The organism is Ancylobacter sp. IITR112 (genome assembly GCF_041415945.1).
Taxonomy (GTDB): domain Bacteria; phylum Pseudomonadota; class Alphaproteobacteria; order Rhizobiales; family Xanthobacteraceae; genus Ancylobacter.
This window is the reverse complement of the sequence record NZ_JBGCUS010000001.1, coordinates 2,929,520-2,955,028: the sequence shown is the minus strand read 5'-3', so window position 1 is coordinate 2,955,028 and position 25,509 is coordinate 2,929,520. Positions and strand designations below refer to the sequence as shown.

Sequence of the window (25,509 nt, the reverse complement as noted above, 5' to 3'; positions counted from 1 at the left end):
GACGTTGGGGAAGGATGGCGCGGCGGCACGCAAGCGGGCGCACGACGATGCCATTCGGTTCCGATCCCTTCGCCGGCATGACCCGGATCAGGTTCGAAGGGTCATCGCGTTGCCTTGCCGTTCGGCATGGCCGGCGCTCTCTCAGCCCCCTAGCGGGGCTCCCCTTGGAACGGGTCGATCTTCAACGAAAGGGCGGGCGGGGTCAATCGCCTGAACCTTCACCCTGCCGCCGCCGTAATCCTGTAGATTGCTGACGAGGCTGAACAGGTTGAACGACTTTTGGGGAGAACCATGCCGGGCACAACCATCCGCCGCTGGAAGACGACACTGGGCCGGCTGGCCGTGATGGCGGCGCTGGCGGCGCCGCTCGCCCTCGCCACGGCTGCCCGTGCGCAGGAGGAGTGCGGACGCAGCGGCGCCGGCTTCGACGCCTTTCTCGCCCGCTTCAAGCAGCAGGCGGTGGCGGAAGGCGTGTCCCCGCGCACCGTGTCGGCCGCGCTCAACGGGCTGAGCTATGCCCCCGACATTGTCGGCACCGATCGCGGGCAGAAGGTGTTCGGCCAGAGTTTCTTCCAGTTTTCCGACCGTATGGTTGCCAATTACCGCATCCAGCAGGGGAAGCAGAAGATTCAGGCCAATCCCGATCTCTTCGGCCGGATCGAGCAGCGCTTCGGTGTGCCCGGCGCGGTGCTGGTGGCGTTCTGGGGGCTGGAGACCGATTTCGGCGCCTTCATGGGCGACAAGCCGACCATTCGCTCCGTCGCCACTCTCGCCTGGGACTGCCGGCGCTCGGAGATGTTCCGCACCCAGTTGATGGCGGCGCTGAAGATCATCGACCGCGGCGACCTCACGGTGCAGACCATGCGCGGGCCCTGGGCGGGGGAACTCGGCCAGTTCCAGTTCCTGCCCGATCACTATCTCAATTACGGCGTCGATTTCGACGGCGACGGGCGGGTCGATCTCATCCGCTCGGCGCCGGATGCGCTGGCCTCCGCAGCGAACTACATCAAGGCGCTGGGCTGGAAGGCCGGCCAGCCCTGGCTGGAAGAGGTACGGGTGCCGCCGAACCTGCCGTGGGATCAGGCGGACCTGTCGATCAAGATTCCCCGGTCGCAATGGGCGCGCATGGGCGTGGTGCGGGCCGGCGGCGGCCAGCTTCCCGCCGACCAGCTTCCCGCCTCGCTGCTGCTGCCGATGGGGCGCAACGGGCCGGCCTTCCTCGTCTATCCCAATTTCGACGTGTTCACCGAGTGGAACAACTCGCTGACCTACGCCACGTCGGCCGCCTATCTGGCCTCGCGCGTCGCCGGGGCCGGGCCGTTCAACCGCGGGCAGGGCGACAGGATCCCGGTGCTTTCCATGGCGGAGGTCAAGGATCTGCAGACCATGCTGAACGCGCGCGGGCACCATGTCGGGCGCATTGACGGCATTGTCGGCGCGGCGACGCGGCAGGCGATCAAGGTCGAGCAGATGCGGCTCGGCCTGCCGGCCGATTCCTACCCGACGCCGGAGCTGGTGGCGGCGCTGCGCGCGGGCAAGTGAGGGCGTGTCGCGGCCTCACAGCACCGGCACGCCCTGCTGCTTGGCCTTCACTTCCGGCTCGACATGGATGTTGACCAGGATATCGGCGACCTCGGCTTCCAGTGCGTCCTCGATACGGTCGCAGATGGCGTGCGCCTGGCTCACCGGCATGTCGCCGGGCACGACGAGGTGGAAGTCGACAAAGGTCATGCGCCCGGCCTGGCGGGTGCGCAGATCATGCGCCTCGATGGCGCCGGTGGCCTCGGCGGCGATGCGCTTGCGGATGCGCTCCAGCGTCTCCGCCGGCACCGCCTGATCCATCAGCCCGCCGACGCTTTCCTTCAGCACCGACCAACCCGACCACAGGATGTTCACCGCGACGAGGCCGGCGAGCACGAGATCGAGCTTCTCCCAGCCGGACAGCACCGCCAGCACCACGCCGAGCAGCACGCCGGCGGAGGACAGTACGTCGGTGAAGAGATGCCGCCCGTCGGCCGCCAGCGCCGGGGAGCGCGCGCGCCGGCCTTCGCGGATCAGCACCGCGCACCAGATGCCGTTGATGACCGTCGCGGCGGCGTTGATCGCCAGACCCTGCGGCGAGGCATCGAAGCTGTGCGGCTCCAGCCAGCCGAGATAGACCTCGCGCAGGATCGAGATCGCCGCCACCACGATCAGCACGCCGACGATGACGGCGGAAAAATACTCGGCCTTGGCATAGCCATAGGGATGGGCGGCGTCGGCCGGCTTGGCGCTGACCCGCAGCGCCAGCACCGCCGTGATGGCGGTCGCCACATTGACGATGCTCTCCAGCGCGTCCGAATACAGCGCGACGCTGCCGGTGAGCAGGAAGGCGAGATATTTCAGCCCCAGCACGGCGAGGCTGATGCCGACATTGATCAAGGTGATCCGCGAGGAGAGAGCCATCGGCGCATTCCCGTTCCGGCGCCGCGCGCCCGCTGCCGCAGCGCTTAGTCGGTCAGCGGGCGGAAATCAAGCAAGCGCAAGGGTTTGCAAGTCGTTCGCAGAAGCAGGTGCCGCCCCGCGAGGCGCGGGACTCAGGCGTTGGCCTGGCGCGGCAGCAGCGCCCCGCGATGGCGGATCACCTGCCCGGCGAGTTGGTGCCCCGCCGTCGCCGCCGCCGCCGGGGCTTCGCCCGCAAGGCGCGCGGCGAGATAGGCGGCGTTGAAGCTGTCGCCCGCCGCCGTGGTGTCCACCGGCACCACCGGCTGCGGGATGGCGACGAGCTGCGCCGTGCCTCCGCTCATCACCAGCGCTCCCTCGGCGCCGTTCTTCACCACGATTTCCTGCACGCCGAAGGTGGCGAGCCGCTCGGCGGTGGCGGTGGGCGAGCCGTCGCCCCACAGGTTCGCCTCGTCCTCGAAGGTGGGCAGGGCGATGGAGGTGCGCTTGAGCGCCTCGGCATAGACGGCGCGGGCGCGGGCCACGTCGCCGCCCCAGTTGCGCGGGCGGAAATTGCCGTCGAACACGATGCGGGTGCCGCGCTCGCGGGCGAATTCGATGGTGGCCAGCAGGCGACCCAGCCCGGCATTGGAATAGAGCGAGAGAGTGATGCCCGAGAGATAGATGAGCTTGGCCTCGATCAGCGCCTCGCACACCGCTTCCCAGCCGGGGAGTTCGAACAGGTCGCGCGCCGGGGCTGTGTCGCGCCAATAGGTGAAGCGGCGCTCGCCCGACCGGTCGATGTCGATGAGATAGAGGCCGGCGGTGCGGCCCGGCACGCGGGCGATCAGGCTGGTGTCGAGGCCCTCGCCCTGCGCCGAGGCGCGGATGGCGTCGGAATAGGGGTCGTCGCCGAGCGCGGTGGCATAGGCGGTCTCGACGCCGGCGCGGGCGAGATAGACGGCGGTGTTGAACGTGTCGCCCCCCACGCCCTGGCTGAAGCGGCCATCGGCGCCGCGCGCCAGTTCGACCATGACTTCGCCGATTGAAATGACCCGGGCCATGCGTCCCTCCCTGTCGCGTCGATTCGCGCGGGAGCCTCGCCGCATTTGCCGGGGGAGGCAAGGCCGGGCCGGTTTCCGCCCCGCGCGAGGCGGGGCGGAGCGGGATGTCAGAGCTGCACGCCGCGCGTCAGGGCACCGTCGACCACGAGATTGGTGCCATAGATGAAGCTCGCCGCCGGGCTCGCCAGGAAGACGGCGGCATTGGCGATTTCCTGCGGCGTCGCCATGCGCCCGGTGGGGTTCAGCGCCAGCGCCTCGGCGAACAGGGCCGGGTTGCCGTCCTTGATCTGGTTCCAGATGCCGCCGTCGAAATAGGTATTGCCGGGCGAGACGGTGTTGGCGCGAATCTTCTTCGGCGCCAACTGATAGGCGAGGCCCTGCGTGTAGTGGATGAGTGCCGCCTTGAAGACGCCATAGGGACCGCAGGCGAAGTCGATCTCACGGCCCGACACCGAGGAGATGGTGACGATGGAGGCGGCGGCGCTCTTTTCCAGATAGGGCATGGCGGCATTGACGAGCCGCACCGTGCCCATCAGGTCGGTCTCGAAGCCCTTCTTCCAGTGCTCCTCGTCATGACCGACCGCCAGCGCGCTGACATTGGCGACAACGATGTCGAGCCCACCAAACGCTTCCGCCGCCTTGTCGACCAGGCTGGCCAGCGCCGCCCCGTCGGACACATCCGCCGCCGCGCCCAGTGTCCTGACGCCGCTTTCCGCGAGGCGCGCGGCGGTGGCTTCCGCTTCCGTGCCGTTGCGGCTGCACAGGGCGACATCGCAGCCCTCGGCGGCCAGGGTCTCGGCGATGGCGAGGCCGATGCCCTTGGTGCCGCCGGTGACGACGGCGCGCAGTCCCTTGAGTCCGAGATCCATGGTCGGTGATCCTTCACGAGCGGGGGGAAGAGGGCGACATGATCCCAACACCGCCGCCCCCGCACAAGACGCTTCGTCGGCTTATTCCGCTGCGGCTAGCCCAGCGGCCTTACGGCGCCATGATGATGACGCGCGGCGGGGTAGCGGTCGCGGGCGGCTCTGTCGTCACGGTTGCATCCCCGCCGCCGGACGGCGCGACAGTCGCGGCCGGGGGCGTCGGCCAGCCGCCCGCAGGCGCATAGCGGAATTCGAGATCACGGGCGCGCTGCTGGTTGAGACCGATGAGGCAGATCATCCGCTGTTCCATCACCCCCGACCCGCCGAGCCGGCCGCCAATGCTCTGCTTCGGGCCCTCGCCCTCGAACGGGGCGATGCTCTGGCACTCGAAATTGCGCCAGTGGACGAAACGCCCCTGCGCCTCCTCGAACAGCGAACTCCAGCGGCGGCGCTGGGCCGGTTGCAGATCGGCCCGCGCCTCTATGGCGGCGAGCACGCCGGCGACGCTGCGTTCCAGCGCGCTTTCGCCCGCCGCCTGCAGCGCGGCGAGGCAATCGAGATAGGCGCGCGGCTCGGCGTGCTCGCGCCGGCAGGCCGCCGGGTCTGTCGCGGCCGCTGCCGCCATGCCGCCGAGCCCGAGCAGAAGCGGCGCGGCAAGAAGGCGAAGGCCGAGGCGGCGTCGGCGGTCTGTCATCGGTCTCGGCCTCCGTTCGGCCCGCCGCGCTCAGGCGGCGGGTGCTTTGCGCAGGAAGGCGTCCATGCGCTCAAGCGCGCGGGAAATGTTCTCGGCGGAATTGGCGTAGGACAGGCGGATATAGCCTTCGCCGAACACGCCGAAATCCGGACCGCCTATGGTGGCCACTCCCGCCTCGTCCAGCAAGGCGGTGGCGAGCGCCTTGGCCGAGGTCCAGCCGGTGCCCGAAATATTGGGAAAGGCGTAGAAGGCGCCCTTCGGCACGGCGCAGCGCACGCCCGGCAGGGCGTTGAGCCCGTCCACCACCAGATGCCGGCGGCGGTCGAACTCGGCGACCATTTCCGCCACGCAGTCCTGCGGCCCGGTGAGCGCCGCCAGGGCACCGAACTGCGCCGGGGCGTTGACGCAGGACCAGGCATTGACCGCGAGCTTGCGCGCGGCGTCGAACAGCCCTTCCGGCCACAGCGCCCAGCCGAGCCGCCAGCCGGTCATCGCATAGGTCTTCGACCACCCATTGAGCAGGATCAGCCGGTCGCGGATTTCCGGATAGGCGAGCAGGGTGGTGTGGGCTTCGCCGTCGAACAGGAACTGGTCGTAGATCTCGTCCGAGAGGATGGCGACCTGCGGGTGCGCGGCCAGCCCGGCAACGAAGGCGTCGATCTCGGCCTTGGGGGTAACGCCGCCTGTCGGATTGGCCGGCGAGTTGAGAATGACGAGGCGGGTGCGCTCGGTGATGAGCGAGAGCGCTTCCGCCGCCGAGAAGCCGAAGCCGTTTTCCTCGCGCACCGGCACCGGCACGGGGGTGGCGCCGGTGAACTCGATCATCGAGCGGTAGATGGGAAAGCCGGGATCGGGATAGAGGATTTCCGCGCCGGGTTCGCCCAGCATGAGGATGGCGGAGAACATCGTCACCTTGCCGCCGGGCACGATCATCACCCGGCCAGGGTCGATGCCGAGGCCGAAACGGCGCTCGATGTCGCCCGCCACCGCCTCGCGCAGCGGCTGGATGCCGACGGAAGGGGTGTAGCCGTGCTGGCCGTCGCGCAGCGCCTTGATGGCGGCTTCCACAATGTGGCCGGGCGTTGAGAAATCCGGCTGGCCAATTCCGAGATTGATGATGTCGCGACCCTGCGCGGACAAAGCGGCGGCGCGCGCCAGCACGGCGAAGGCGTTCTCCTCGCCGATGCGCTCGAAGGCCGCGACGGGGTGCAGGGGCAGGCGGGCGGCTGGCGTCATCATGTCCTCGTGGCGTTGCCGGTGGCTTTTGCGGTGATGCGGTGCATCAAAGCTCTTGCAGTGTTTCGCAGTCGTGTCACACGGGAGCGGGGCAAGGTTCAAGAGCCGGCACCGCCGGCCGGGCGTGGGTGAGACGCGAATGAGTGGTCCGCAGCAACAGACATCCGCACCGCCGGCGCTGCCGCTCGGCGCGCCGGTCGACACCGCGCCGGCGCCGCGGCCGCAGCGCACCCGGCTGGAGGGGCGATTCGTCGATCTCGTGCCCTTCGATCTCGCCGCCCATGGGCCGGCGCTGTTCGCCGGCAGCCATGGACCCGAGAGCGAGGCCATCTTCGCCTATCTGCCGAACGGGCCCTATGCGGACTATGCCGCCTTCGCCGCCTATTACGGCCCGGCGGCGGAGCGCGACGACCCGCTGCTGTTCGCCATTGTCGACAAGGCCAGCGGCGTCGCGGTGGGGCATGCGACCTATCTGCGGATCGACCCGCCAAACCGCTGCATCGAGGTTGGGCACATCCTCTACACGCCGGCGCTGATGCGCACCCCGGGCGGTACCGAGGCCATGTATCTCATGGCCCGGCATGTGTTCGAGACGCTGGGTTACCGGCGCTATGAGTGGAAGTGCAACGCACTCAACGCCCCCTCGCGCCGGGCGGCGGAACGCTATGGCTTCCGCTTCGAGGGCATTTTCCGCCACCATATGATCATCAAGGGTCGCAATCGCGACACGGCGTGGTTCTCCATTCTCGCCGAGGAATGGCCGCAGATCGCGGTGGCGATGGAGGCCTGGCTGGCGGCGGAGAATTTCGACGCGGCGGGCCGGCAAATGGTGCCGCTCTCCGCGCTCAATGCGCGCACGCTTGACGTGGAAGGCCGCACGCTGCGCCGTGCCGACCTGTCCGACCTTGCCGCTGTGGAGACGCTGCAGCGCGCCGCCTATGCCCGCAACCGCATCCTGCTCGGCGTCGAGCCGGTGCCGCTGCTGTGGGATTATGCCCGCGTGTTCCGCGAGCGGGAGGTATGGGCGCTGGATGGCGCCGACGGCATCGCCGCCGTCGCGATTCTGCTGCCGCGCGGCGATGATCTTCTGGCCGACAGCCTCGCCGCCTGCCCGCGGGCCCAGGGCTTCGGCCATGGCAACCTGCTGCTGGCTGCCGCCGAGGCGCGGGCGCGGGCATTGGGCCGGCCGATGGTGCGGCTCTATACCGGCGAGCCGCTGGAAGCCAACATCAACTGGTACCGCCGCAAGGGCTACGCCATCGAACGGGTGGAGCAACTGCCCGACCGGCGGCTGGTACATATGGCCAAAGCTCTCGCCGCACCCTCCACCGAACCGGCAGGCTGAGGGCGCGCGGACCGTTCCGCGCGCGCTTTCCTTGCGCCGGAGCGCGGATCGCTTACATTCGGCACGGGCATTCGCCCTGACCCTGTGCTGTTGGACGTTCGACGATGAGCTATGTGGAGGCGGCCGGCGCGCCGCTGCGCAAGACCGGCCATATCAAGCTGCATGGCCCCGAGGGCTTTGCCGGCATGCGCAAGGCCGGGCAGCTCACGGCGCAGGCGCTTGATCTCGTGCATGAGATGGTGGCGCCGGGCGTCACCACCGAGGCGATCGACCGGCTGGTCTTCGACTTCGCCATGGACCATGGCGCGCTGCCGGCGACGCTGATGTATCGCGGCTACCGCAAATCCACCTGCACCTCGATCAATCATGTCGTCTGCCACGGCATTCCCAACGACAAGCCGCTGCGCGAGGGCGACATCGTCAATGTCGACGTGACGCTGATCGTCGACGGCTGGTACGGCGATTCGAGCCGCATGTACCCGGTGGGCGAGATTCCCCGCCGCGCCGAACGGCTGCTCGACGTGACCTATGAATCGCTGATGCGCGGCATCGCCGAGGTGAAGCCGGGCAATCATGTCGGCGATATCGGCGCGGCGATCCAGGATTTCGTCGAACCCTTGCATATGAGCGTGGTGCGCGATTTTTGCGGCCATGGCGTCGGCCAGGTGTTCCACGACGAGCCCAACATCGTGCATGTCGGCCGGCGCGGCGACGGGCCGGAATTGATGCCCGGCATGATCTTCACCATCGAGCCGATGATCAATCTCGGCCGCCCGCATGTGAAGGTGCTGTCCGATGGCTGGACGGCGGTGACGCGCGACCGTTCGCTCTCCGCCCAGTTCGAGCACACGGTGGGGGTGACGGAAACGGGCTGCGAGATCTTCACCCTCTCGCCCAAGGGCTACCATAAGCCGATCTTCAGCAACGACTGATTGGGGCCGGGGCCGGCATGGCGCGCAACGGAGCAGGGCGCAGCGGCGGCCGCGAGGCCGCGCCGGGTTCCGCCGGGGGCGAGCCGGCCGCGTCGCCGGGCTTTGACGAGGCGGAGCCGCATTTTCTCGGTCATCGAGAGCGGCTGCGCGAGCGCTTCCGCCAGGCCGGCGGCGAGGCGCTGCCGGATTACGAACTGCTCGAACTCGTGCTGTTCCGCGCCGTGCCGCGCGCCGATGTGAAGCCGCTGGCCAAGGCGCTGATCGACCGTTTCGGCTCCTTCGCCGAGGTGGTCGGCGCCGCGCCGGGGCGGCTGCGCGAGGTGAAGGGCGTGGGCGAGGCCATCGTCACCGAGCTGAAGCTGATCGGCGCGGCGGTGGAGCGGGTGACGCGCGGCCAGGTGCGGGCGCGCCCGGTGCTCTCCTCCTGGAGCGCGGTCATCGCCCATTGCCGGGCCAGCATGGCCTTTGTCGAGCAGGAACAGTTCCGCGTCCTGTTCCTCGACAAGCGCAACCAGCTCATCCTCGACGAGGTGCAGCAGCGCGGCACGGTGGACCACACCCCGGTCTATCCGCGCGAGGTGGTGAAGCGGGCGCTGGAAGTGGCGGCGAGCGCGCTGATCCTCGTGCACAATCACCCGAGCGGCGATCCCACGCCCTCCAATGCCGACATCCAGATGACCAAGACCATCATCGACGTGGCCAAGCCGCTGGGCATCGAGGTGCACGACCACATCATCGTCGGCAAGGACGGCCACGCCAGCTTGCGCGGGCTGCGGCTGATCTGACCTTGGCGTGTTTGATTGCGGTGCGATCAGGCCGGGCGTGCGTCAGATCATTTCACTGTTGCACGGCAACGGTGAAATGATCTGATACCTTGTTTTGTCGCGGTTTCTTCATGCGAACCGGTATCCACTTCGCTCGAAAACGCTCTAATGGCCGCTAGCGCTGCGACCCAGGGAGGCGCGGCGCGCGCCGGACGAGCGGATATATTTCTTATAGAAGCCGCGCGCGCTCCGGATGGACCATTTGGGAGCCAGGAGCATCGGCAAAGCGCGGGTCCAGAAGGCGGGCAGTGTTCCATAGGTCTTCGCCAGGAAGACGATGGCGGATGCCACCCCTTCGGTCGGTGCCGGCATGGTCTTGGCGTTGGTGATGCGCGCCATGATGTGCGCGTTGAAGATGCGCCGGCGGATGACGGCGCGGGTCTCGGGCGCGTGCGGGAACAGCAGATCGGCGATCTCGCCATAGGCCTGCGCGTCGATCTTGAGCCGGTCGAGCCAGCCATGGCGGGCCTGCAACTGGTCATTTCCGGTGCGAAAGCCGACGCAGGGGGTCTGAATGACGCCCCACTGCCCGCTTTCCCCAAGGATGCGCCCGAGGATAACGACCTGAACATAATAGTTCCTGACCGCTCCTATCGTGGGATCGGCGATCGCGCTGTTCCAATGGTCCCTTTTCACCACGAGAGCGGACATGAACCCCAAGAGCTCCGGCATGGAGGAGAAGACGGCCGTCGCGCCTGTCATCACCTGCGTGGGCGGTGTCGCGCGAACGCCGACCGGTCGGCTCATGGTAACGTCGTAATCGAGAACCCCGAGCGTGAAGCCCACAGCCTGCGGCCAGCGCTCGATCGCCTCCAGCAGCCGGCGAAGGCCGCCGGGCTCCAGCCGGTCATCGTCACCCATCAGCCAGATATAGGGGGACGTGGCCGCAGCGACGACGGCGAGAAAATTGCCGTCGATGCCGATATTCGCCGGCTGGGAAATGAATTTGAAGTGCCTGAAGCGGGGCCTGTAGGCTTCCGCCGTGAGGGCGGTGGCGTCGGTCGAGGCGTCGTCGCTGATGACGATTTCGACCGCGTCGACGCAGTCCTGTTCGAGAATGCTGTCGAGCAGCTCGGAAAGCAGGGACGCTCGGTTATATGTCGGGATGCAGAGCGAGATGACGTGCATCGCAAACATATCTCCGTTGCCGACGGTCCTTATACATGGTCCTGGCCCCTTGCGGGGGAGCTTTGGCGCTACGCGCCGGCGCGCCGTCACGGCCCGTCCGGTGGCGAGGCGCGGTCCCGGTTCGCTGCCGCGACGCCGGCCTGTGGCCGGAGCCTCTGGACCCGTTCCGTTGACGACCGGTTCACCGGAGCGGCGCCCGCTTTCCGCTTTGACGCCGTTTCGCACGCGAAACCGGTATCTGCTTCGCGTGTAGCCGCCGTGGGGCTGCCTCGTCCCATGGCGGGCGCGTCGGGTCTATGATCCTGCGCGGACAGCCTTCGCCCGATCATAGGCCTTCTTCAGATGATAGCGAGCGGCGGCCCGGACGATCTGCGCCGACGAGAGCAGTGGCTCATGCGGTGCGTTCCTTTTCCTTGCGATGCGGGCGACCCGTCCCCAGTCGATCCCCGGCAGGTCCCACCAGGGATAGGAACCCGTGAACGTTCTGGGCAGCACGCCTGATTGGAAGTTCAACAGGTTGGCCGGGCGGATGCCGGCTCCCGATCCGATCCAGAATTCCGCCGCGTGGCGGCGCTTGTGGGTGGCCCGGGTCCAATTCCCCCCATAGCTGTCCAGATTCAGAGCCTCCACCCGGTCTGCGAAGGCGGCGGGGTCGGTCAATGAGGCGATATAGTCAGCCTTTGCCCACCAATTATTGCTGGCGAAGTGCGGAAGCGGCTTTTCGTGCCAGAAGATGCCGCAGGCGTCGCTTTGGGAAAGAGCGGTCAGGCAGTCGCGCATGTCGTCAATATAATATTGATATAGCATCTGGCGCCAAGTTTTCCGTATATGAAATCCAGCACCGAGATGTCTTCCGCCAAGGCAATTGAAATATAATATATTTTCTCCAGGATTCATTTTGCTATAGTTGTGTATGGACTGTAGTGTCGGTATTTCGAATATGGTTACGTCGTCATGCCGGCGGATCAGCGTGAGGCGGGGATCGTCCCTATCGACCGTGACCTCCCCCTGTCCGACGATGTTTACCTCGATAGAGCGGATCAAGTGGGGATGTTTGGAGCTCGATATGGCCCCAAGCACTTCATTCATCACTTCATTGTATCGGCCGATGGTCGCGACATGGAGAAAAATGGCAACATGCTCGTTCATGGCACCCGCTCTTTCCCCTCGGCCATGCCTTCTTCGGCAGCTTAGGCGCCTGCCGGCAGCGTGGCCAGAGAGTGGCCGCGCGATCTCCCATTTCGGCGGGCGGGGGACGAACGGCGCGCTCACGGACGGCTGAGCAGCAGCGGCGATCCCTCATCCGGCGGCACCTTTTCCCAGCCGCCATCTTCCTGCGCGGCGAAGCGCAGCCCCTCGCCCGTGGCGGAGAGCAGCACCAAACTGCCATCGTCGAGCCGCCAGCGATCAATGGCCAGCGCGGCGAGGCGCGCCGGGCAGCCCGCCGCGAGCCGGGCGCGGAACGTGCCGCTGCCGGCCTCCGCGTCCGTGAGCTCCAGCCGGCACAGCGGCTTTCCCGCCTGCTCCGCGAGGTCCCAGCCACCCACGAGATCGGCGGCCCGGAGCGCGGGGTCGGCAAGGTGCGGATTGACGAGGAAATAGACCCCGTCGCCCTCGCGCAGCGCCTCCCAGGTGCCGCCCACGCCTTCGGTGAACTCGGCCACCAGCCCGCCCTCCGCCCCCTGCAGCCGGATGGCATTGCCGGGACCGGGCGACCAGGAGGCGATGTCGACGCTGAACAGGATGGCGCCGGCGCAGGCCTGCCGGTCAAAGGCCAGGTCGTAGCGCGCCGGCATGGCGCGGCCCCGGCCATGCGGCTTGTCGGAGAGGGTGAGTACGCAGACGCGGTCGCCATCGGCATTGGTCAGCCGGTACTCCGCCGCCAGCGCGGCTGCCGGGGGCAGGCCGCTCTCCTGCGCCGCCGCGTGCCTCGCGCCGAGCAGGGCGAGTGCGCCGGCCGCGAGCGCGATCCCGCGCGATCGGGTTCGGAACGCCATGTGCGCGCTCTCAGCCGGCCGGCTTCACCGGCGTCTCCGGTACAGGGGTGAGTACTGGCCGGCCCTGCGCCCAGGCGAGGAGATTGTCGACCACGAGCTGGCCCATCGCGTCGCGGGTGACATGGGTGGCGGAGGCGATATGGGGCAGCAGTACCACATTGCTCATCCCGACCAGCGCCTCCGGCACATGCGGCTCATCGGCGAACACGTCGAGCCCGGCGGCGGCGATGGTGCCGTTTTCCAGCGCCGCCACCAGCGCCGGCTCGTCGACCACCGAGCCGCGCGCGACATTGATCAGCACGCCCTTGGGGCCGAGCGCGGCGAGTATCTCGGCGTTGACCATGCGGTCGGTCTCCGCCCCGCCAGGGACGATGAGGATGAGCACATCGACATCGCGCGCCAGCGCGACCAGCTCGGGATAATGGGTGTAGGGCACATCCGCCACCGGACGGCGGCTGTGATAGGCGATGGGCCGGCCGAAGCCTTCCAGCCGGCGGGCGATGGCGCGGCCGATACGGCCCATGCCGACAATGCCGATGGTGCGGTCGCGCAGCGTGGCGCTGAGGGGAAAGCCGCCGGCGAGCCACTTGCCCTCGCGCAGATGCCGCTCGGCCTGGGGAATCTGGCGGATGGTGGCGAGCAGCAGGCCGATGGTGAGGTCCGCCACCTCGTCGTCGAGCACGCCGGGCGTGTTGGTGACGACCACGCCGCGCCGACCGGCGGCCGCGGCATCCACCGAATCATAGCCGACACCAAAATTGGCGACGATCTCGAGCGCCGGCAAACGCGCCATCAGCGCGTCCGTCACCCGCCGGGCGCCGCCGCCTGTGGAGCCGACTCCGGTGGCCACGGCACGGATGCGCGGGCCGAACTCGGCCAGCATCGCCTCGGCGTCCGGCGCGTCGAGGCGGTGGACGGTGAAGTGCTCGTTCAACTGCGCCTCGATCATGCCCATCATCGGGCCGGTCTGGAGAAGGTCGGGGCGGCTGGACATGGGGCACTCCTGCGCACGAGGGGCGGCTATTCCTCACCAAAGCCGGGCCGCTTTCAAGCCCGATTCGGCGAAGCCAGCCCCGGTTCGCCGTCAGGCCGTCTCTTCCTCCACCCCGTCCTCGGCCTCCTCGTCCGCCTCGCTGGAGACGGCGCCGAGCTGGGTGGAGAGGTTGCGGTCGATCTTGCGCAGCATCTTGCGGAAGCGCTTGCGATCCTTGCCGTCGAGGCCGGCGGTCATCGTGTCTTCGATGGAATCGGAAATGGCGTCGATCGCTTCGGCGCGGTGACGGCCTTCCTCGGTGAGATGGACCCGCACCAGCCGGGCATCGCCCTCGGAGGCGCGGCGCACCAGCAGCCCCTGGGCCGAGAGCCGGCCGACCGTCTTTGACGCGGTGGGCGGGCGCACCTTCAGCGCGGCGGCGAGTTCGCTCATAGTGCGGCCGTCGCTTTCGCAGAGCAGCTTGAGCACCGTTTCCTGGCCGGGAAACAGGCCGATATCCTGAAGGCGGCGCGCCGCCAAAGCGCGCTGAAGCCGCGCCACATGATGCAGCCGCTGGCCAATCTTCTTGTCGAAGCCGTCCTTCATGGGCGTCCCTGCGATCCGATACACGCCACGGTACCATTATCTAATGCGAAAATAACGCATTGCCGTGACACAATTCGCGATGCCAGCAAAAGGACGCCCGGCAAAGCACGTTTTGCCGCGCGGCATCACAGCCGGGCGAAACGTGCCTCCACCCGGGCGAGGAAGGCGGCGCGGCGTTCGGCGCTCGCCGAATCCATGCTGTGCAGCGCCAGCCATAGCTTGCGCGCCCGCGGGTGGACGATGCCGCCAATGCCGTCGAGCAAGATGCGCCGGCCGGGCTGGCCGATCCACAGCCACCAGTACCAGGGCGAGCCGAGCGTGCTGACCGCGGCGAGGAGGCGGATATTGGTGAGCCGGCGTTCCAGCGGGCGGAAGGGCTGCGGCATGCCGAAGGTCTCATGCGGCACCAGCACGCGGTCGAGCCAGCCTTTCAGCATGGCCGGCGGCCCATACCACCAGGTGGGGGCGACGAAGATGAGGGCGTCCGCCTGCTTCACCCGGTCGAGATGACCGGCGATGCGTACGGTGTTGAGGCCGGGTTCATGATAGGCGAGCCGCTCATCCCGTCCCATAACCGGATCGGCGCCCTCGCCATAGAGGTCGAGAAGGTCCACCTCATGGCCGGCCGCCTTCAGGCCCCGGATCACTGCGTCGCGCACGCCGGCGGTGAAGCTCTCCGCCACCGGGTGGCAGTAGACGACAAGCGCGCGCATCAGCCGGCCTCCTCCATGCCTCTGCCTCCCAGACCGGGGAACAGATAGGTGCGGCCGGTGGCAAAGTCGAAGTCGGGATTTTCCCAGGCGATCATCTTGCCGGGGTTGAGCAGGCCGCGCGGGTCCGCCTGGCGCTTGAAGGCGAGCTGCGCCGGGTCGGTCTGCTTCATCCCGCCTTCCTCCAGCGTGTAGCGGTGCGGGTTGAACACCGGAATGCCCAGTTCCTCATGCAGGGCGACGATTTCCTCAAGCCGATCTTCGGAGGTGAAGCGCACCAGCGGCAGGCCGAAACAGGTGACCTTGCCGTCGAAGCGCACGAATTCGAGATGCGCCGGCACCTCCTCGCCCAGCAAGGTGTGCACCTTCTCCACGAGGGCGAGCTGGTGCGGAAACGGGTAGAGCGTCTGCAGATAGGTGATGGCGGGATCTACCCGCAGCGCCCGCAGCGTCGTGTGGTTCCAGGCGAGTTCGTAGAGCGGCGGCAGGCCTTTCCGCTCCTCCGGCGACAGGAGATCGGAACGGAACAGCATGTCCCCGCCGCAGCGGGCGGTGAAGCTCTCGAAGGCGGCGCGCGCCATCGGCGCCAGCATCACCAGCACGATGTGCCGGCCCTCCGGCAGGAAGGGCCGGTGACGCAAAAAGCTCGTCTGCGGGATCGGCGCGGCGATGACCGAAAGCAGCTTTTTCAGGATCGCGTCCTGTTCGCCGAGTGCGTTGGCATAGGCGGCGGCAGCGCCAAAATCCTCGAAGCCGATGATGGCCTCGATCCAGTCATAGGCGGGGGCGAGCGGCATCTCGACATCGAGGATGATGCCGTTGGTGCCATAGGCGTGGGCGACGGTCTGCACCGCCTCGCCGGAAAGCTCCAGAATCCGCGGCGTCGCCTCCATCGTAGCGATGCGCAGCGCGACGATGTTGCCGAGATCGCGCAGCCCGCCCCATGTGATCGAGCCGACGCCGCCGGAGCCGCCGGCGATGAAGCCACCAAGGGTGGCGGTGCGGTAGGTGGACGGGTGCAGCCGCAGTTCCTGCCCGCTCGCCGCGCAGGCGGCGTCGATGTCGGCGATCAGCGCGCCGGCCTGCGCCCGCACCCGGCCGGGGGCGATCTCCAGCACCGTGTCGAGGCCGGAGAGGTCGAGCACCAGCCCGCCCGCCAGCGGCATGGCCTGACCGTAATTGCCGGTGCCGGTGCCGCGCGGGGTGACGGGAATGCCGAGTTCGAAGCAGGCGGCGAGGATGCGCAGCACGTCGTCTTCGTGCGTCGGTGCGGCGAGAATGTCGCCGATGACGCCGTCGAGCTGGCGCTTCAGCGTCGGCGAGTACCAGTAGAAATCGCGACTCTTCTGCCGCAGCACGGCCGGATTTTCCTCCAGCCGGATGCCCGCGAGCCGGGCCTTCAGCGCGGGAAGGTCATAGCTCACGCGGGCGCTCCATCAGGTCGTCCAGCTCGGCATAGTCGGGCGGCGTGGTGTCGATGGCACGGCCCGCGCGGAGCACGATGCGCGCCGCCAGCGGGCGGGCGAGCCATTCATTGAGGCTGCGCGCGGGGAAGAGCGAGAGATCGGCGGGCGCTCCCTCGGCCAACGTTCCGGCCTCCACGCCCATATGCGCCGCCGGCGTGCGGGAGATGAGCGCAGGCCCGTCGCCATGGGGATGGTCGAGATGGGCGATGCGGGCGGCCTCCCGGTACACCTCGACGAGATCGAGGTCGCCATAGGCATAGAAGGGATCGCGCGCATTGTCGCTCGCCACCATGACCGGGATGCCGCGCGCCTTCATCTCGTGCAGCAGGGTGACGCCGCGCCAGCGCGGGGTGCGGCCGGGCTGGCGGTCCTGCAAATAGAGATTGCACATGGGCAGCGAGACGACGGCAATGCCGGCCTCCGCCACAAGGTCGAGCGTGCGGTCGATCTCGTCCTCCCGATTCACCGCCAGAGCGCAGCAATGGCCGGCGAGGATCGGCCCCTCAAAGCGGCGCTCCAGCGCCATGCGCGCGAGAAGGTCGAGCCCGCGCCCCTCGCGGTCCCGCTCATCCACATGCAGGTCGAGCTCGAGGCCGAAGCGCTCGGCGGCGTCGAACAGCCGGGCGAGGCCTGCTTCGAGGCTGGGGGTGAGATAGGTATAGGCGCCAAGGCGGCCGCCATGGGCGCGCACCAGATCCAGCAAAGGCGTGAACGCGCTGTCGTCGAGCACGCGGTCGATAGCGATGAGGCCGACGGCCTGCAGCTCGATCCGCCCGCGCCAGGCCTCGCGCATCTGGGTGAAGACCCGCCATGCGCCGGCGGCGCGCGGGCCGTCGGAATCGAGATGGGTGCGGATCGCCACCGTGCCATGGGCATAGGCGCAGCGTAGGCCGAAATCGAAGCGCCGGCCTATGTCCTCCTCACTCCAATGCGCGGTGCGGTCCGCGTTCACCGCCTGCACCGCCCCGTCGAAACTGCCGTCCGGGTTGGGCGCCCGCTTCCAGATGAAACCCTTGTCGAGATGGGTGTGGATGTCGACGAGGCCGGGCAGCACCAAGCCGCCCCGACATTCAAGCCGCGGCCCGGCCTCGACCAGCGCGCCGGCCGGCGCGAGACGGGCGAGCCGCGCCCCTTCCACCGCGATGTCGACCGCCACCAACCCCTCCGCATCCGGCGGCCCGGCCAAGGCCGGAACGAGACAGGCGGGCACACGGGCATGGCCCAGCACGAAGGCGGCGGGCGGGGCTTCTAGATCGAGCGTCACGTCCGGCCACCCAGTTCGCTTTCGTGCCAGCGCCGTAACACCAGCCAGGAGAGTAGGCTCAGCGCGGCATAGATGAGGATGCCGGTGAGCGAGATGAGCAGCAGTGCGGCGAACAGGCGCGGAATGTTGAGCCGATAGGCGGATTCGACAATGCGGAAGGCGAGGCCCGACCCTTGCCCGGCCGAGCCGGCGGCGATCTCGCCGACCACCGCGCCGATCAGCGCCAGCCCGCCGGCAATGCGCAGCCCGCCGAGGAAATAGGGTAGGGCGGTGGGCAGTTTGAGCTGCGCCAAGGTTTGCCAGCGCGAGGCGCCGGAGAGGCGGAACAGGTCGCGCAGATTGGGATCGACCGAGTTCAGCCCCAGCGTGGTGTTGGACAGCACGGGGAAGAAGGCGACGATCCAGGCGCAGAGCAGCACGGCGCTGTCGGTGGAGAGATAGATCAGCATCAGCGGGGCCACGGCGATGACGGGCGTCACCTGCAGGATCACCGCGATGGGGAACAGCGAGAACTCGACAATGCGGGCGCTGGCGAACAGCAGCGCCAGGGCAACGCCGCCGACCACGGCGAGCGCCAGCGCGACCAGCGTGGTCTGCAGCGTCACCAGCATGGAGGCGAACAGCACCGCGCGGTCCTTGACCAGCGTCGCCAGCACCGCGTCCGGCGCCGGCAGCACATAGGGCGGGAGGTTGTTCAGCTTCACCACCGCTTCCCAGCCAAGGATGAGAGCCGTCAGCACGCCGAGGGGCAAAAGCCAGCGCAGCGGCGAGGTGGTCATGCCCGTCTCCTAACCCGCATCCATCGCCCGGGCGAGGGCGAGCGAGGTTTCGCGGCACAGCGCCGCATATTCCGGCGAGGTGCGGAAGGCCTCGTCGCGCGGCTGGTCCGCAGCGATGGCGAGTTCGGCCGAAATGCGCCCCGGCCGGGCGCGGAACACCAGGATGCGGGAGGAGAGATAGACCGACTCGAACACCGAATGGGTGACGAAGACGATGGTGCAGTTCAGCCGCCGCCACACGGCGAGCAGATCATTGTTCAGCTTGAAGCGGGTGATCTCGTCCAGCGCGGCGAAGGGCTCGTCCATCAGTAAGAGGCGCGGCTTGGTGACGAGCGCGCGGGCGATGGAGACCCGCATCTTCATGCCGCCGGAAAGCTCGCGCGGATAGGCGTCGCGGAAGGCGGCGAGGCCGACCAGTTCCAGCGCTTCCATGATGGCGGGCTCGGCCTCGCGCCGGCTGATTCCGGCGAGTTTCAGCGGCAGATGGACATTGCCGAACACGCTAGCCCACGGCATCAGCGTCGGCTCCTGAAACACGAAGCCGATGGAGTGGCGGTCCCGCGCCTGCTGGGCCTGCCGGGCCTTCGCGTCGGCGTCCCAGTCCAGCCGGCCCTCGCTCGGCTCGGCGAGGCCGGCGATGAGGCGTAGCGCCGTCGACTTGCCGCAGCCGGAGGGGCCGAGCAGCGAGACGAACTCGCCTTCGTGCACCTCCATGTCCAGCCCCTCCAGCGCGGTGACCCCGTTACCGAAGCGCTTGCCGACGCCGGAAAGGCGCAGCAGCGGCGCGCCCTTCGTCACCGGGGGCGGGGCGAGGTCGGGGGCGCGGGCGTTCATGCCCGGCCCGCGACGCATGCGAGGGGAAAGCCACGCCTCATTTCGGCGCCAGCTCCTTGCCGACGCCCTTATTGACGAAGTGCAGCGTGTAGGACTTGGCGTAGTCGATGCCGGGCGCCAGCACCTTGGCCTTCACCATCTTGTCGTAGAACGCCTTCATCCGCGCATCGCTCATGGCGCCGATGCCGAGCGAGGTGGTGTCGCCGGAATCGACGATGCCATATTCCTTCATCTTGGCGATGGAGAAGGCGATCATGGCGTCGGTCATCTCCGGGTTGTCCTGCTTGATCAGGGCATTGGCCTTGGCGTTGTCGCCATAGAGATAATTGTACCAGCCGATGATCGAGGCATCGACGAAGCGCTGCACGAGGTCGGGATTCTGCTTCACCAGCTCGGTCCGGGTCTCGATGGTGGTGGCGTAGGTCTCGAAGCCGTAATCGGCGAGCAAGAACAGGCTCGGCTTGAAGCCGCCCTGCTGTTCCACAGCGTAGGGTTCGGAGGTGATGTAGCCCTGCATGGCGCTGTTCTTGTCGACGAGGAACGGCGCGGCGTTGAAGGTGTAGGGCTTCACCTGGTCCTCGCTGAAGCCGTAATCGGCGATCAGCCACTGGTAGTAGCTCGCCAGCCCCTCCTTGGAGATGAACAGCGTCCGGGTCTTGAGCTGCTCGAAGGCGGTCACGTCGGGATGGGCGATGAGGACCTGCGGGTCCTTCTGGAACATAGCGGCGACGACCACGGTGGGGATGTTCTCCACCACCGAGGAAATCGCCTGCAGCATGTTGGCACCCATGTAGAAGTCGATCTTGCCGACGGGGAGCAGCAGCCGGTTATTGGCCTGCGGGCCGCCCGGCATGATGGTGACGTCGAGCCCGTATTTCGCATAGGTGCCATCCGCCACCGCCTGGTAGAAGCCGCCATGCTCCGCCTGAGCGACCCAATTGGTGCCGAAGGTCACCTTGTCGGCCGCATGTGCTGGCGCGGCCGTGAACAGGGTGGCGAGGGCCAGCGCACCCAGCGCGGCGAGGGGGAACAGGGAACGCAAGCGCGGCAGACGCGGGCGCATCGAAATCTCCATCCGGGCTAACAAGGGCAGTGCGTGACGGAACCCATGCCCTCATGATAGGCGAGCTTAATCGCCATGCACATACGCTGTCGCGAGAGAACTGTGCATGCGCAGCATCGGTCAGCCGGCTGCGGCCAATTCCGGGATTCGCCCATGCTTCGCCACCTCGTGCCGCCCGCCATCCGCGCGCCTTTCGCCCGCTACAGCCATGCGGTGGAAATTCCCGCCGGCGCCCGGCTGCTGCTGGTCTCCGGCCAGCTCGGCATCACCCCGGACGACGCCATTCCCGAGAGCGTGGAAGAGCAGGCGGCGCTGTGCTTCGCCGCCATCGAGGCCTGCCTGGAGGCGGCGGGAATGGGGCGCGCGGACATCGTGCGGCTCAACGCCTATGTCACCGACCGCGCCCATCTTTCCGGCTATATGGCCGCGCGCGACCGCTTCATCGCCGCCCCGCCGCCGGCCTCGACGCTGATGATCGTTTCCGGCTTCGCCCGGCCGGAATTCAAGGTGGAAATCGAGGCGCTGGCGGCCCGGCTGGATTGAGCCTAGAACGCCGCCTGCAACGACCGGAGCCGTGCCATGCCCCCCAAACGCTTCTGGACCGAACTCACCTGGGTCGACTTCTCCCAGGGTGACACCGAGAACTGGATCGCCGTCTTGCCGGTGGCGGCGGTGGAACAGCACGGGCCGCATCTGCCGGTGGGCGTCGACGCCTTCATCGGCGAGGGCTATCTCAGGGAAGTGGCGCGGCTGCTGCCTGATGATCTGCCGGCGCTGTTCCTGCCGATGCAGGCGATCGGCAAGTCGAACGAGCATCTCGATTTTCCCGGCACGCTGACTCTTTCGGCGGAGACGGTGATCCGTGCCTGGACCGAGATCGGCGAGAGTGTGCACCGCGCCGGGGTGCGCAAGCTGGTGATCGTCAACTCGCATGGCGGCAATGTGCCGATCCTCGACATCGTCGCGCGCGAGCTGCGGGCGCGGCTCGGCATGCTGGCGGTCATGGTCTCCTGGCATCGCTTCGGCTATCCCGAGGGCCTGTTCACCGCGCAGGAGCGCCAGCATGGCATCCATGCCGGCGGGGTGGAGACCTCGCTGATGCTCGCCTTCCGGCCCGATACGGTGAGGATGGACGAGGTGCGGGACTTTCCCCCGGTCACGCTCGGCATGGAACAGGAATTCGCCTATCTGCGCGCGGGCGCGCCGGCCGGCTTCGGCTGGATGGCGCAGGACATCCAGCCCACCGGCGCGATGGGCGATGCCACCGAGGCAAGCCTGGAGAAGGGCGAGGTCTGCGCCCTCTATGGCGCGCGTGCCTTCGTCGAACTGCTCGGCGACGTGCACCGTTTCGATCTGGCGCGGCTGCCGGCGGGGCCGCGCGGCGGGGCGGTGCGCTGATGGAAGGCTCGGTCGCACGGGTGGCGTTCCATTCCCGCCCTCTCTCGCTTGACGCTGCCCGCGCCTATGCGGCGCGGGTGCTTGAGCGCTTCGGCGCCGCTCCCGGCAATGCCGAAGTGACCGCCGACGCGCTGGTGCGGGCCGAGGCGGACGGCCTCGCCACCCACGGCCTGACCCGGCTGCCGAGCTACAGCGCCATGGTCGCTGCCGGCAAGATCGACGGCCATGCGGTGCCGCGCCTGCGTGCCGTCGCGCCGGCCGTGCTGGCGGTGGATGCGGCCAATGGCTTTGCCTATCCCGCCCTTGCCCATGGCTTGCCCGAATTGGCGGCGATGGCGCGGGCGAGTGGGGTGGCGCTGATGGCGGTGCGACGTTCCAGCCATTTCGGCGTCGCCGGCCAGCCGGTGGAGACGCTGGCGAATGAGGGGCTGGTCGGACTCGCCTTTTCCAACGCCTCGGCCTCCATCGCCCCCTGGGGCGGAAAGCGGGCGGTGTTCGGCACCAATCCCATCGCCTTCGCCACGCCGCTGAAGGGGCGGGCGCCGACGGTAGTGGACCTTTCCGTCGCCCGTGTGGCGCGCGGCAATCTTCTGGCGGCGGTGCAGCGCGGGGAGGAGAGCATTCCCGAGGGCTGGGCCTTCGACCGTGACGGCAATCCAACCACCGACGCCAAGGCGGGGCTCGCCGGCACCATGGTGCCGATGGGCGACGCCAAGGGCACGGCGCTCGCCTTCGTGATCGAGGTGATGGCGGCGGCGCTCACCGCCTCCACCTTCTCCTTCGACGCGCCGAGCTTCTTCGATGGCGAGGGCCCGCCGGCGGCGGTGGGGCATGTGATCATCGCCATCAACCCCGGCGTGGTCGCGGGCGACGCCTATCTCGACCATCTGGAGCGCCTGGCGCTGGCCATCGAGAGCGAGGCCGGCGCGCGGCTGCCCGGCACGAGGCGGCTCGCCAACCGGGAGCGCGCGGCACGCGAGGGCGTGATCCTCACGACCGGCGTGCAGCGGGCGCTGGCGCAGATGGGTTTTGCCGACGCGGCGGCGTAGGACCCGCCGACCCAAGGCCCGGACAGCAAAAAGGCCCGGACGAGGCCGGGCCTTTCGCGACAGGCTGGCGATCGAGCCGCGCTCACTTATAGGCGGCGATCGCCTTGAGGATCAGCTCACGGGCGCGCTCCGGGCCTTCCCAGCCGGCCAACGAGACCTTCTTGCCCTTCTCCAGATCCTTGTAGTGGGTGAAGAAGTGGGCCACCTGCTCGATGACGAGCTCCGGCAGGTCGGCATAGCTCTTGATCTTGGAGTGGTAGGGATAGACCGAGTCCGCCGGTACGGCGAGGATCTTCTCGTCGCCGCCCTTCTCGTCGGTCATCATCAGCACGCCGATCGGGCGGCAGGCGATGACGCAGCCGGCCAGCAGCGGGATCGGCGAGATGACGATCACGTCGATCGGGTCGCCGTCATCGCCCAGCGTGTTCGGCACGAAGCCGTAATTGCCGGGGTAGAACATCGGCGTGTGCAGGAAGCGGTCGACGAACAGCGCGCCCGAATCCTTGTGGATTTCATACTTGACCGGCGCGCCGCCGGCCGGGATTTCGATGATGGCGTGGACTTCGTCAGGCGGGTTCGGCCCGACCGAAATGCGCGAAATATCCATGAATGGGCTCCAACGGCTGCAGGTCGACGGCCGGTCTCGCCGGCGCGAACAAAGGCGCCCTCTCATAGGTCGCTGCGGGCGCGCCGTCGAGACGGGTCGGCCCATCAATTTGGCGGGCAGGGGCGCAGCATGCGCCGCAAGCCTCCATGTCCCAAGGCTGCAGGTCTGAAGCCTCCATGTCTGACGCAGCGTTAGCGGTTGATACAGTGTATCTTTTCGCTGGACGGCGGGCGCCGATATACAGTATCAATCCCGCACTGGAGTTTGAGCATGCCTCTTGCCACCGTCCGCCTGCCCGACCACGCCCATAAATCCGCCCCTCCGGAGGGACGTGGAAAGGCCGGCGGCGACGGGCACGGGCATGCTCATTCTCCGGGCCAGGATCACGGCCATCATCATGGCCACCCGCAAGACCACGGCGCGTCGCCCGGTGCCGTCCATCTGCGCCGGCATCATTCGCACGCCGAGGGCGAGCGCCACCCTGCCGCGCGTCCGGGCTTTTCGCTGTTGCGGCTTTCCGCCCTGCAGCGCCTCGCCATCGCACTGCCGCTGGCGGCGCTGCTTTGGGCGATGGCGCTCGCTGTCATCGGGGCGGGCGCGTAATGGGCGGCGCAGCGGCTGACAAGGTGCTCTCGTTCCGCAACCTGACCCTCGGCTATGACCGCCACCCGGCGGTGCATCATCTCGACGGCGAGGTGGTGAAGGGCGACCTCCTCGCCATTTGCGGGCCGAACGGGGCGGGCAAGTCGACCCTGCTCAAGGGTATTGCCGGGGTGCTGACGCCGCTCACGGGCCGCATCGAGGGCCATGTGCCCGCGCGCGACATCGCCTATCTGCCGCAGGCAGCGGAGGTCGACCGTTCCTTCCCGATCGACGTGTATGACCTCGTGTCCATGGGGCTGTGGCGGCGGGCCGGCCTGTTCGGCGGCATCAGCCGGGCCGACCGGGCGCGGATCGAGGAGGCTCTGGCCGCCGTCGGGCTTGAAGGCTTCGAGGCGCGGCCCATCGGCACCCTTTCGGGCGGGCAGATGCAGCGCGCGCTGTTTGCCCGGCTGCTGCTGCAGGATGCGCGGCTGCTGCTGCTGGACGAGCCCTTCACCGCGCTCGACGCCGGCACCGTCACCGATCTCACCGCGCTGGTGAAACATTGGAACGGCGAGGGCCGCACCATCATCGCCGTGCTGCACGATTTCGAGCTGGTGCGCGGGCATTTCCCCCGCACGCTGCTGCTTGCCCGCGAGGCCGTCGCCTGGGGCGCCACCGGCGAGGTGCTGACCACGGACAATCTCGCCCGGGCCCGGCGCATGTGCGAGGCGTGGGACGATGATGCGCCCGCCTGCGCCCCATCCCCCAGGACGACTGCGGCGGGGAGGGCGGCATGATCTACGATCTGCTGATCTCTCCGTTTGCCGAGTTCGACTTCATGCGCCGCGCGCTGGTCGGCGTGCTGGCGCTCGGCGTCGGGGCAGGTCCGATCGGCGTGCTGATGATGCTGCGCCGCATGAGTCTCGCCGGCGACGCCATGGCCCACGCCATCCTGCCCGGCGCGGCGGTCGGTTTCCTCGCCGCCGGGCTGAACCTGTTCGCCATGACGGTGGGCGGGCTGGTGGCGGGCTTCGCGGTGGCGCTGGGCGCCGGCGCGGTGGCGCGGGCGACGCAGATGAAGGAGGACGCGGCGCTCGCCGCCTTCTACCTCATCTCGCTGGCGCTTGGCGTGCTGCTCGTGTCGCTGCGCGGCTCCAATGTCGATCTGCTGCATGTGCTGTTCGGCACCGTGCTGGCGCTCGATGACGCGACGCTGCTGCTCATCGTCTCGATTTCCAGCCTCACTCTGGTGGCGCTGGCGCTGGCCTGGCGCCCGCTGGTGCTTGAGAGCGTCGATCCCGGCTTCCTGCGCTCGGTGAGCCGGGCCGGGGCGCCGACCCATCTCATTTTCCTGGCGCTGGTGGTGATGAACCTCGTCGGCGGCTTCCACGCGCTCGGCACGCTGCTCGCGGTCGGGCTGATGATGCTGCCGGCCGCCGCCGGCCGCTTCTGGACCCGCGAGCTGACAGCGCTGGTCGGCGTCTCGGTGCTGATCGCCTGCGGCTCCGGCGTGCTGGGGCTGCTGGTTTCCTATCATTACGGCGTGCCCTCCGGGCCCGCCATCATCCTCGTCGCCGGCGGCGCCTATGCGCTGTCCGTGCTGTTCGGGCCGGTTGGGGGGCTTGCGCCTCGCTTCCTGCCGCAACGCCATCTCGAAGCCTGAAGGAG

At 68.3% G+C, this 25,509-nt stretch carries 27 protein-coding genes and 1 riboswitch; of the genes, 10 read left to right on the top strand and 17 right to left on the bottom strand.

The annotated features are described in order from the left end of the window. Positions 1 to 47 precede the first annotated feature (47 nt). Positions 48 to 175: riboswitch (TPP riboswitch) on the bottom strand. A gap of 116 nt (positions 176 to 291) precedes the next feature. Further along, positions 292 to 1,542 (top strand): lytic murein transglycosylase, encoded by a 1,251-nt coding sequence (locus AAC979_RS14120; protein WP_371347510.1) that lies wholly within the window; start codon positions 292 to 294, stop codon positions 1,540 to 1,542. Positions 1,543 to 1,557: 15 nt separating this feature from the next. On the opposite strand, the gene AAC979_RS14115 is transcribed toward AAC979_RS14120, so the two are convergent. The 5 genes from AAC979_RS14115 to AAC979_RS14095 all read right to left on the bottom strand — a co-directional run bounded on the left by AAC979_RS14115 (position 1,558) and on the right by AAC979_RS14095 (position 6,284). Further along, a complete protein-coding gene (locus tag AAC979_RS14115) occupies positions 1,558 to 2,445 on the bottom strand; it encodes a cation diffusion facilitator family transporter (protein ID WP_371347509.1) in 888 nt (295 codons plus the stop codon). 131 nt (positions 2,446 to 2,576) lie between these two features. Next, positions 2,577 to 3,485 carry a sugar kinase gene (locus tag AAC979_RS14110; RefSeq protein WP_371347508.1) on the bottom strand — a complete coding sequence of 303 codons (909 nt, stop codon included), beginning with the start codon at positions 3,483 to 3,485 and terminating at the stop codon, positions 2,577 to 2,579. Between the two features lie 107 nt (positions 3,486 to 3,592). Further along, entirely contained in the window at positions 3,593 to 4,354 is a 762-nt protein-coding gene (locus AAC979_RS14105; protein WP_371347507.1) for an SDR family NAD(P)-dependent oxidoreductase, read from the bottom strand. A gap of 109 nt (positions 4,355 to 4,463) precedes the next feature. After that, positions 4,464 to 5,045, bottom strand: coding sequence for a lysozyme inhibitor LprI family protein (locus tag AAC979_RS14100; RefSeq protein WP_371347506.1), 582 nt, complete (start codon positions 5,043 to 5,045; stop codon positions 4,464 to 4,466). A gap of 30 nt (positions 5,046 to 5,075) precedes the next feature. Further along, positions 5,076 to 6,284 carry a pyridoxal phosphate-dependent aminotransferase gene (locus tag AAC979_RS14095; RefSeq protein WP_371347505.1) on the bottom strand — a complete coding sequence of 403 codons (1,209 nt, stop codon included), beginning with the start codon at positions 6,282 to 6,284 and terminating at the stop codon, positions 5,076 to 5,078. A 136-nt stretch (positions 6,285 to 6,420) separates the two neighbouring features. Here AAC979_RS14095 and AAC979_RS14090 point away from each other — a divergent pair, with 136 nt between their 5' ends. From AAC979_RS14090 to radC, 3 genes are all read left to right on the top strand, one after another. Continuing rightward, positions 6,421 to 7,626, top strand: coding sequence for a GNAT family N-acetyltransferase (locus AAC979_RS14090; RefSeq protein WP_371347504.1), 1,206 nt, complete (start codon positions 6,421 to 6,423; stop codon positions 7,624 to 7,626). Between the two features lie 104 nt (positions 7,627 to 7,730). Continuing rightward, the gene (gene map / locus AAC979_RS14085) at positions 7,731 to 8,558 is read left to right on the top strand and encodes a type I methionyl aminopeptidase (RefSeq protein ID WP_371347503.1); all 828 of its coding nucleotides are present in this window, start codon (positions 7,731 to 7,733) and stop codon (positions 8,556 to 8,558) included. A gap of 17 nt (positions 8,559 to 8,575) precedes the next feature. Beyond that, entirely contained in the window at positions 8,576 to 9,343 is a 768-nt protein-coding gene (gene radC, locus AAC979_RS14080; protein ID WP_371347502.1) for a DNA repair protein RadC, read from the top strand. A gap of 144 nt (positions 9,344 to 9,487) precedes the next feature. On the opposite strand, the gene AAC979_RS14075 is transcribed toward radC, so the two are convergent. From AAC979_RS14075 to AAC979_RS14025, 11 genes are all read right to left on the bottom strand, one after another. Continuing rightward, on the bottom strand, positions 9,488 to 10,600 hold the full coding sequence (locus AAC979_RS14075) for a glycosyltransferase family 2 protein (protein ID WP_371347501.1): 1,113 nt from the start codon (positions 10,598 to 10,600) through the stop codon (positions 9,488 to 9,490). A 204-nt stretch (positions 10,601 to 10,804) separates the two neighbouring features. Then, the gene (locus AAC979_RS14070) at positions 10,805 to 11,659 is read right to left on the bottom strand and encodes a hypothetical protein (RefSeq protein ID WP_371347500.1); all 855 of its coding nucleotides are present in this window, start codon (positions 11,657 to 11,659) and stop codon (positions 10,805 to 10,807) included. 119 nt (positions 11,660 to 11,778) lie between these two features. Continuing rightward, positions 11,779 to 12,507 carry an AprI/Inh family metalloprotease inhibitor gene (locus AAC979_RS14065; protein ID WP_371347499.1) on the bottom strand — a complete coding sequence of 243 codons (729 nt, stop codon included), beginning with the start codon at positions 12,505 to 12,507 and terminating at the stop codon, positions 11,779 to 11,781. Positions 12,508 to 12,517: 10 nt separating this feature from the next. Then, positions 12,518 to 13,501, bottom strand: a complete 984-nt coding sequence (locus tag AAC979_RS14060) for a 2-hydroxyacid dehydrogenase (protein WP_371347498.1) — start codon at positions 13,499 to 13,501, stop codon at positions 12,518 to 12,520. 90 nt (positions 13,502 to 13,591) lie between these two features. Next, positions 13,592 to 14,086 (bottom strand): MarR family winged helix-turn-helix transcriptional regulator, encoded by a 495-nt coding sequence (locus AAC979_RS14055; RefSeq protein WP_371347497.1) that lies wholly within the window; start codon positions 14,084 to 14,086, stop codon positions 13,592 to 13,594. 125 nt (positions 14,087 to 14,211) lie between these two features. Continuing rightward, positions 14,212 to 14,799, bottom strand: a complete 588-nt coding sequence (locus AAC979_RS14050) for an NAD(P)H-dependent oxidoreductase (protein ID WP_371347496.1) — start codon at positions 14,797 to 14,799, stop codon at positions 14,212 to 14,214. Next, entirely contained in the window at positions 14,799 to 16,220 is a 1,422-nt protein-coding gene (locus AAC979_RS14045) for an FAD-binding oxidoreductase (protein WP_371347495.1), read from the bottom strand. The genes AAC979_RS14050 and AAC979_RS14045 overlap by 1 nt, the downstream gene beginning before the upstream one ends. Next, the gene (locus AAC979_RS14040; RefSeq protein ID WP_371347494.1) at positions 16,210 to 17,526 is read right to left on the bottom strand and encodes a cytosine deaminase; all 1,317 of its coding nucleotides are present in this window, start codon (positions 17,524 to 17,526) and stop codon (positions 16,210 to 16,212) included. Before AAC979_RS14040 ends, AAC979_RS14045 begins: the two co-directional genes overlap by 11 nt. Next, the gene (locus AAC979_RS14035; protein WP_371347493.1) at positions 17,523 to 18,305 is read right to left on the bottom strand and encodes an ABC transporter permease; all 783 of its coding nucleotides are present in this window, start codon (positions 18,303 to 18,305) and stop codon (positions 17,523 to 17,525) included. The genes AAC979_RS14040 and AAC979_RS14035 overlap by 4 nt, the downstream gene beginning before the upstream one ends. A 9-nt stretch (positions 18,306 to 18,314) precedes the next feature. Then, the gene (locus AAC979_RS14030; protein WP_371347492.1) at positions 18,315 to 19,139 is read right to left on the bottom strand and encodes an ABC transporter ATP-binding protein; all 825 of its coding nucleotides are present in this window, start codon (positions 19,137 to 19,139) and stop codon (positions 18,315 to 18,317) included. Positions 19,140 to 19,176: 37 nt separating this feature from the next. Beyond that, positions 19,177 to 20,202, bottom strand: a complete 1,026-nt coding sequence (locus tag AAC979_RS14025; RefSeq protein WP_371347491.1) for an ABC transporter substrate-binding protein — start codon at positions 20,200 to 20,202, stop codon at positions 19,177 to 19,179. A gap of 153 nt (positions 20,203 to 20,355) precedes the next feature. Between AAC979_RS14025 and AAC979_RS14020 the strand changes: the two genes are divergently transcribed. Genes AAC979_RS14020 through AAC979_RS14010 form a run of 3 tightly spaced genes read left to right on the top strand, consistent with a single transcriptional unit; the run spans position 20,356 to position 22,649 of the window. Further along, on the top strand, positions 20,356 to 20,745 hold the full coding sequence (locus tag AAC979_RS14020; protein WP_371347490.1) for a RidA family protein: 390 nt from the start codon (positions 20,356 to 20,358) through the stop codon (positions 20,743 to 20,745). A gap of 36 nt (positions 20,746 to 20,781) precedes the next feature. Continuing rightward, positions 20,782 to 21,600 carry a creatininase family protein gene (locus tag AAC979_RS14015; protein ID WP_371347489.1) on the top strand — a complete coding sequence of 273 codons (819 nt, stop codon included), beginning with the start codon at positions 20,782 to 20,784 and terminating at the stop codon, positions 21,598 to 21,600. Continuing rightward, complete coding sequence (locus tag AAC979_RS14010; protein WP_371347488.1) at positions 21,600 to 22,649, top strand: Ldh family oxidoreductase; 1,050 nt, start codon at positions 21,600 to 21,602, stop codon at positions 22,647 to 22,649. The genes AAC979_RS14015 and AAC979_RS14010 overlap by 1 nt, the downstream gene beginning before the upstream one ends. Positions 22,650 to 22,731: 82 nt before the next feature. On the opposite strand, the gene ppa is transcribed toward AAC979_RS14010, so the two are convergent. Beyond that, positions 22,732 to 23,256 (bottom strand): inorganic diphosphatase, encoded by a 525-nt coding sequence (gene ppa, locus AAC979_RS14005; RefSeq protein ID WP_371347487.1) that lies wholly within the window; start codon positions 23,254 to 23,256, stop codon positions 22,732 to 22,734. 270 nt (positions 23,257 to 23,526) lie between these two features. Here ppa and AAC979_RS14000 point away from each other — a divergent pair, with 270 nt between their 5' ends. Genes AAC979_RS14000 through AAC979_RS13990 form a run of 3 tightly spaced genes read left to right on the top strand, consistent with a single transcriptional unit; the run spans position 23,527 to position 25,504 of the window. Further along, positions 23,527 to 23,859, top strand: coding sequence for a hypothetical protein (locus AAC979_RS14000; protein ID WP_371347486.1), 333 nt, complete (start codon positions 23,527 to 23,529; stop codon positions 23,857 to 23,859). Then, on the top strand, positions 23,859 to 24,638 hold the full coding sequence (gene aztA / locus AAC979_RS13995; protein WP_371347485.1) for a zinc ABC transporter ATP-binding protein AztA: 780 nt from the start codon (positions 23,859 to 23,861) through the stop codon (positions 24,636 to 24,638). The genes AAC979_RS14000 and aztA overlap by 1 nt, the downstream gene beginning before the upstream one ends. After that, complete coding sequence (locus AAC979_RS13990; RefSeq protein ID WP_371347484.1) at positions 24,635 to 25,504, top strand: metal ABC transporter permease; 870 nt, start codon at positions 24,635 to 24,637, stop codon at positions 25,502 to 25,504. Before aztA ends, AAC979_RS13990 begins: the two co-directional genes overlap by 4 nt. The last annotated feature ends 5 nt before the right edge of the window (positions 25,505 to 25,509 follow it).

Excerpts from the sequence above, each read along its gene's own strand:
- AAC979_RS14050 (WP_371347496.1), bottom strand. The coding sequence starts at position 14,799 with ATGCGCGCGCTTGTCGTCTACTGCCACCCGGTGGCGGAGAGCTTCACC.
- AAC979_RS14095 (WP_371347505.1), bottom strand. The coding sequence starts at position 6,284 with ATGATGACGCCAGCCGCCCGCCTGCCCCTGCACCCCGTCGCGGCCTTC.
- AAC979_RS13990 (WP_371347484.1), top strand. The coding sequence starts at position 24,635 with ATGATCTACGATCTGCTGATCTCTCCGTTTGCCGAGTTCGACTTCATG.
- radC (WP_371347502.1), top strand. The coding sequence starts at position 8,576 with ATGGCGCGCAACGGAGCAGGGCGCAGCGGCGGCCGCGAGGCCGCGCCG.
- ppa (WP_371347487.1), bottom strand. The coding sequence starts at position 23,256 with ATGGATATTTCGCGCATTTCGGTCGGGCCGAACCCGCCTGACGAAGTC.
- AAC979_RS14025 (WP_371347491.1), bottom strand. The coding sequence starts at position 20,202 with ATGCGCCCGCGTCTGCCGCGCTTGCGTTCCCTGTTCCCCCTCGCCGCG.
- AAC979_RS14120 (WP_371347510.1), top strand. The coding sequence starts at position 292 with ATGCCGGGCACAACCATCCGCCGCTGGAAGACGACACTGGGCCGGCTG.
- aztA (WP_371347485.1), top strand. The coding sequence starts at position 23,859 with ATGGGCGGCGCAGCGGCTGACAAGGTGCTCTCGTTCCGCAACCTGACC.
- AAC979_RS14020 (WP_371347490.1), top strand. The coding sequence starts at position 20,356 with ATGCTTCGCCACCTCGTGCCGCCCGCCATCCGCGCGCCTTTCGCCCGC.
- AAC979_RS14105 (WP_371347507.1), bottom strand. The coding sequence starts at position 4,354 with ATGGATCTCGGACTCAAGGGACTGCGCGCCGTCGTCACCGGCGGCACC.
- AAC979_RS14010 (WP_371347488.1), top strand. The coding sequence starts at position 21,600 with ATGGAAGGCTCGGTCGCACGGGTGGCGTTCCATTCCCGCCCTCTCTCG.
- AAC979_RS14015 (WP_371347489.1), top strand. The coding sequence starts at position 20,782 with ATGCCCCCCAAACGCTTCTGGACCGAACTCACCTGGGTCGACTTCTCC.
- AAC979_RS14115 (WP_371347509.1), bottom strand. The coding sequence starts at position 2,445 with ATGGCTCTCTCCTCGCGGATCACCTTGATCAATGTCGGCATCAGCCTC.
- AAC979_RS14030 (WP_371347492.1), bottom strand. The coding sequence starts at position 19,139 with ATGAACGCCCGCGCCCCCGACCTCGCCCCGCCCCCGGTGACGAAGGGC.
- AAC979_RS14065 (WP_371347499.1), bottom strand. The coding sequence starts at position 12,507 with ATGGCGTTCCGAACCCGATCGCGCGGGATCGCGCTCGCGGCCGGCGCA.
- AAC979_RS14110 (WP_371347508.1), bottom strand. The coding sequence starts at position 3,485 with ATGGCCCGGGTCATTTCAATCGGCGAAGTCATGGTCGAACTGGCGCGC.
- AAC979_RS14060 (WP_371347498.1), bottom strand. The coding sequence starts at position 13,501 with ATGTCCAGCCGCCCCGACCTTCTCCAGACCGGCCCGATGATGGGCATG.
- AAC979_RS14090 (WP_371347504.1), top strand. The coding sequence starts at position 6,421 with ATGAGTGGTCCGCAGCAACAGACATCCGCACCGCCGGCGCTGCCGCTC.
- AAC979_RS14035 (WP_371347493.1), bottom strand. The coding sequence starts at position 18,305 with ATGACCACCTCGCCGCTGCGCTGGCTTTTGCCCCTCGGCGTGCTGACG.
- map (WP_371347503.1), top strand. The coding sequence starts at position 7,731 with ATGAGCTATGTGGAGGCGGCCGGCGCGCCGCTGCGCAAGACCGGCCAT.
- AAC979_RS14100 (WP_371347506.1), bottom strand. The coding sequence starts at position 5,045 with ATGACAGACCGCCGACGCCGCCTCGGCCTTCGCCTTCTTGCCGCGCCG.
- AAC979_RS14070 (WP_371347500.1), bottom strand. The coding sequence starts at position 11,659 with ATGAACGAGCATGTTGCCATTTTTCTCCATGTCGCGACCATCGGCCGA.
- AAC979_RS14000 (WP_371347486.1), top strand. The coding sequence starts at position 23,527 with ATGCCTCTTGCCACCGTCCGCCTGCCCGACCACGCCCATAAATCCGCC.
- AAC979_RS14055 (WP_371347497.1), bottom strand. The coding sequence starts at position 14,086 with ATGAAGGACGGCTTCGACAAGAAGATTGGCCAGCGGCTGCATCATGTG.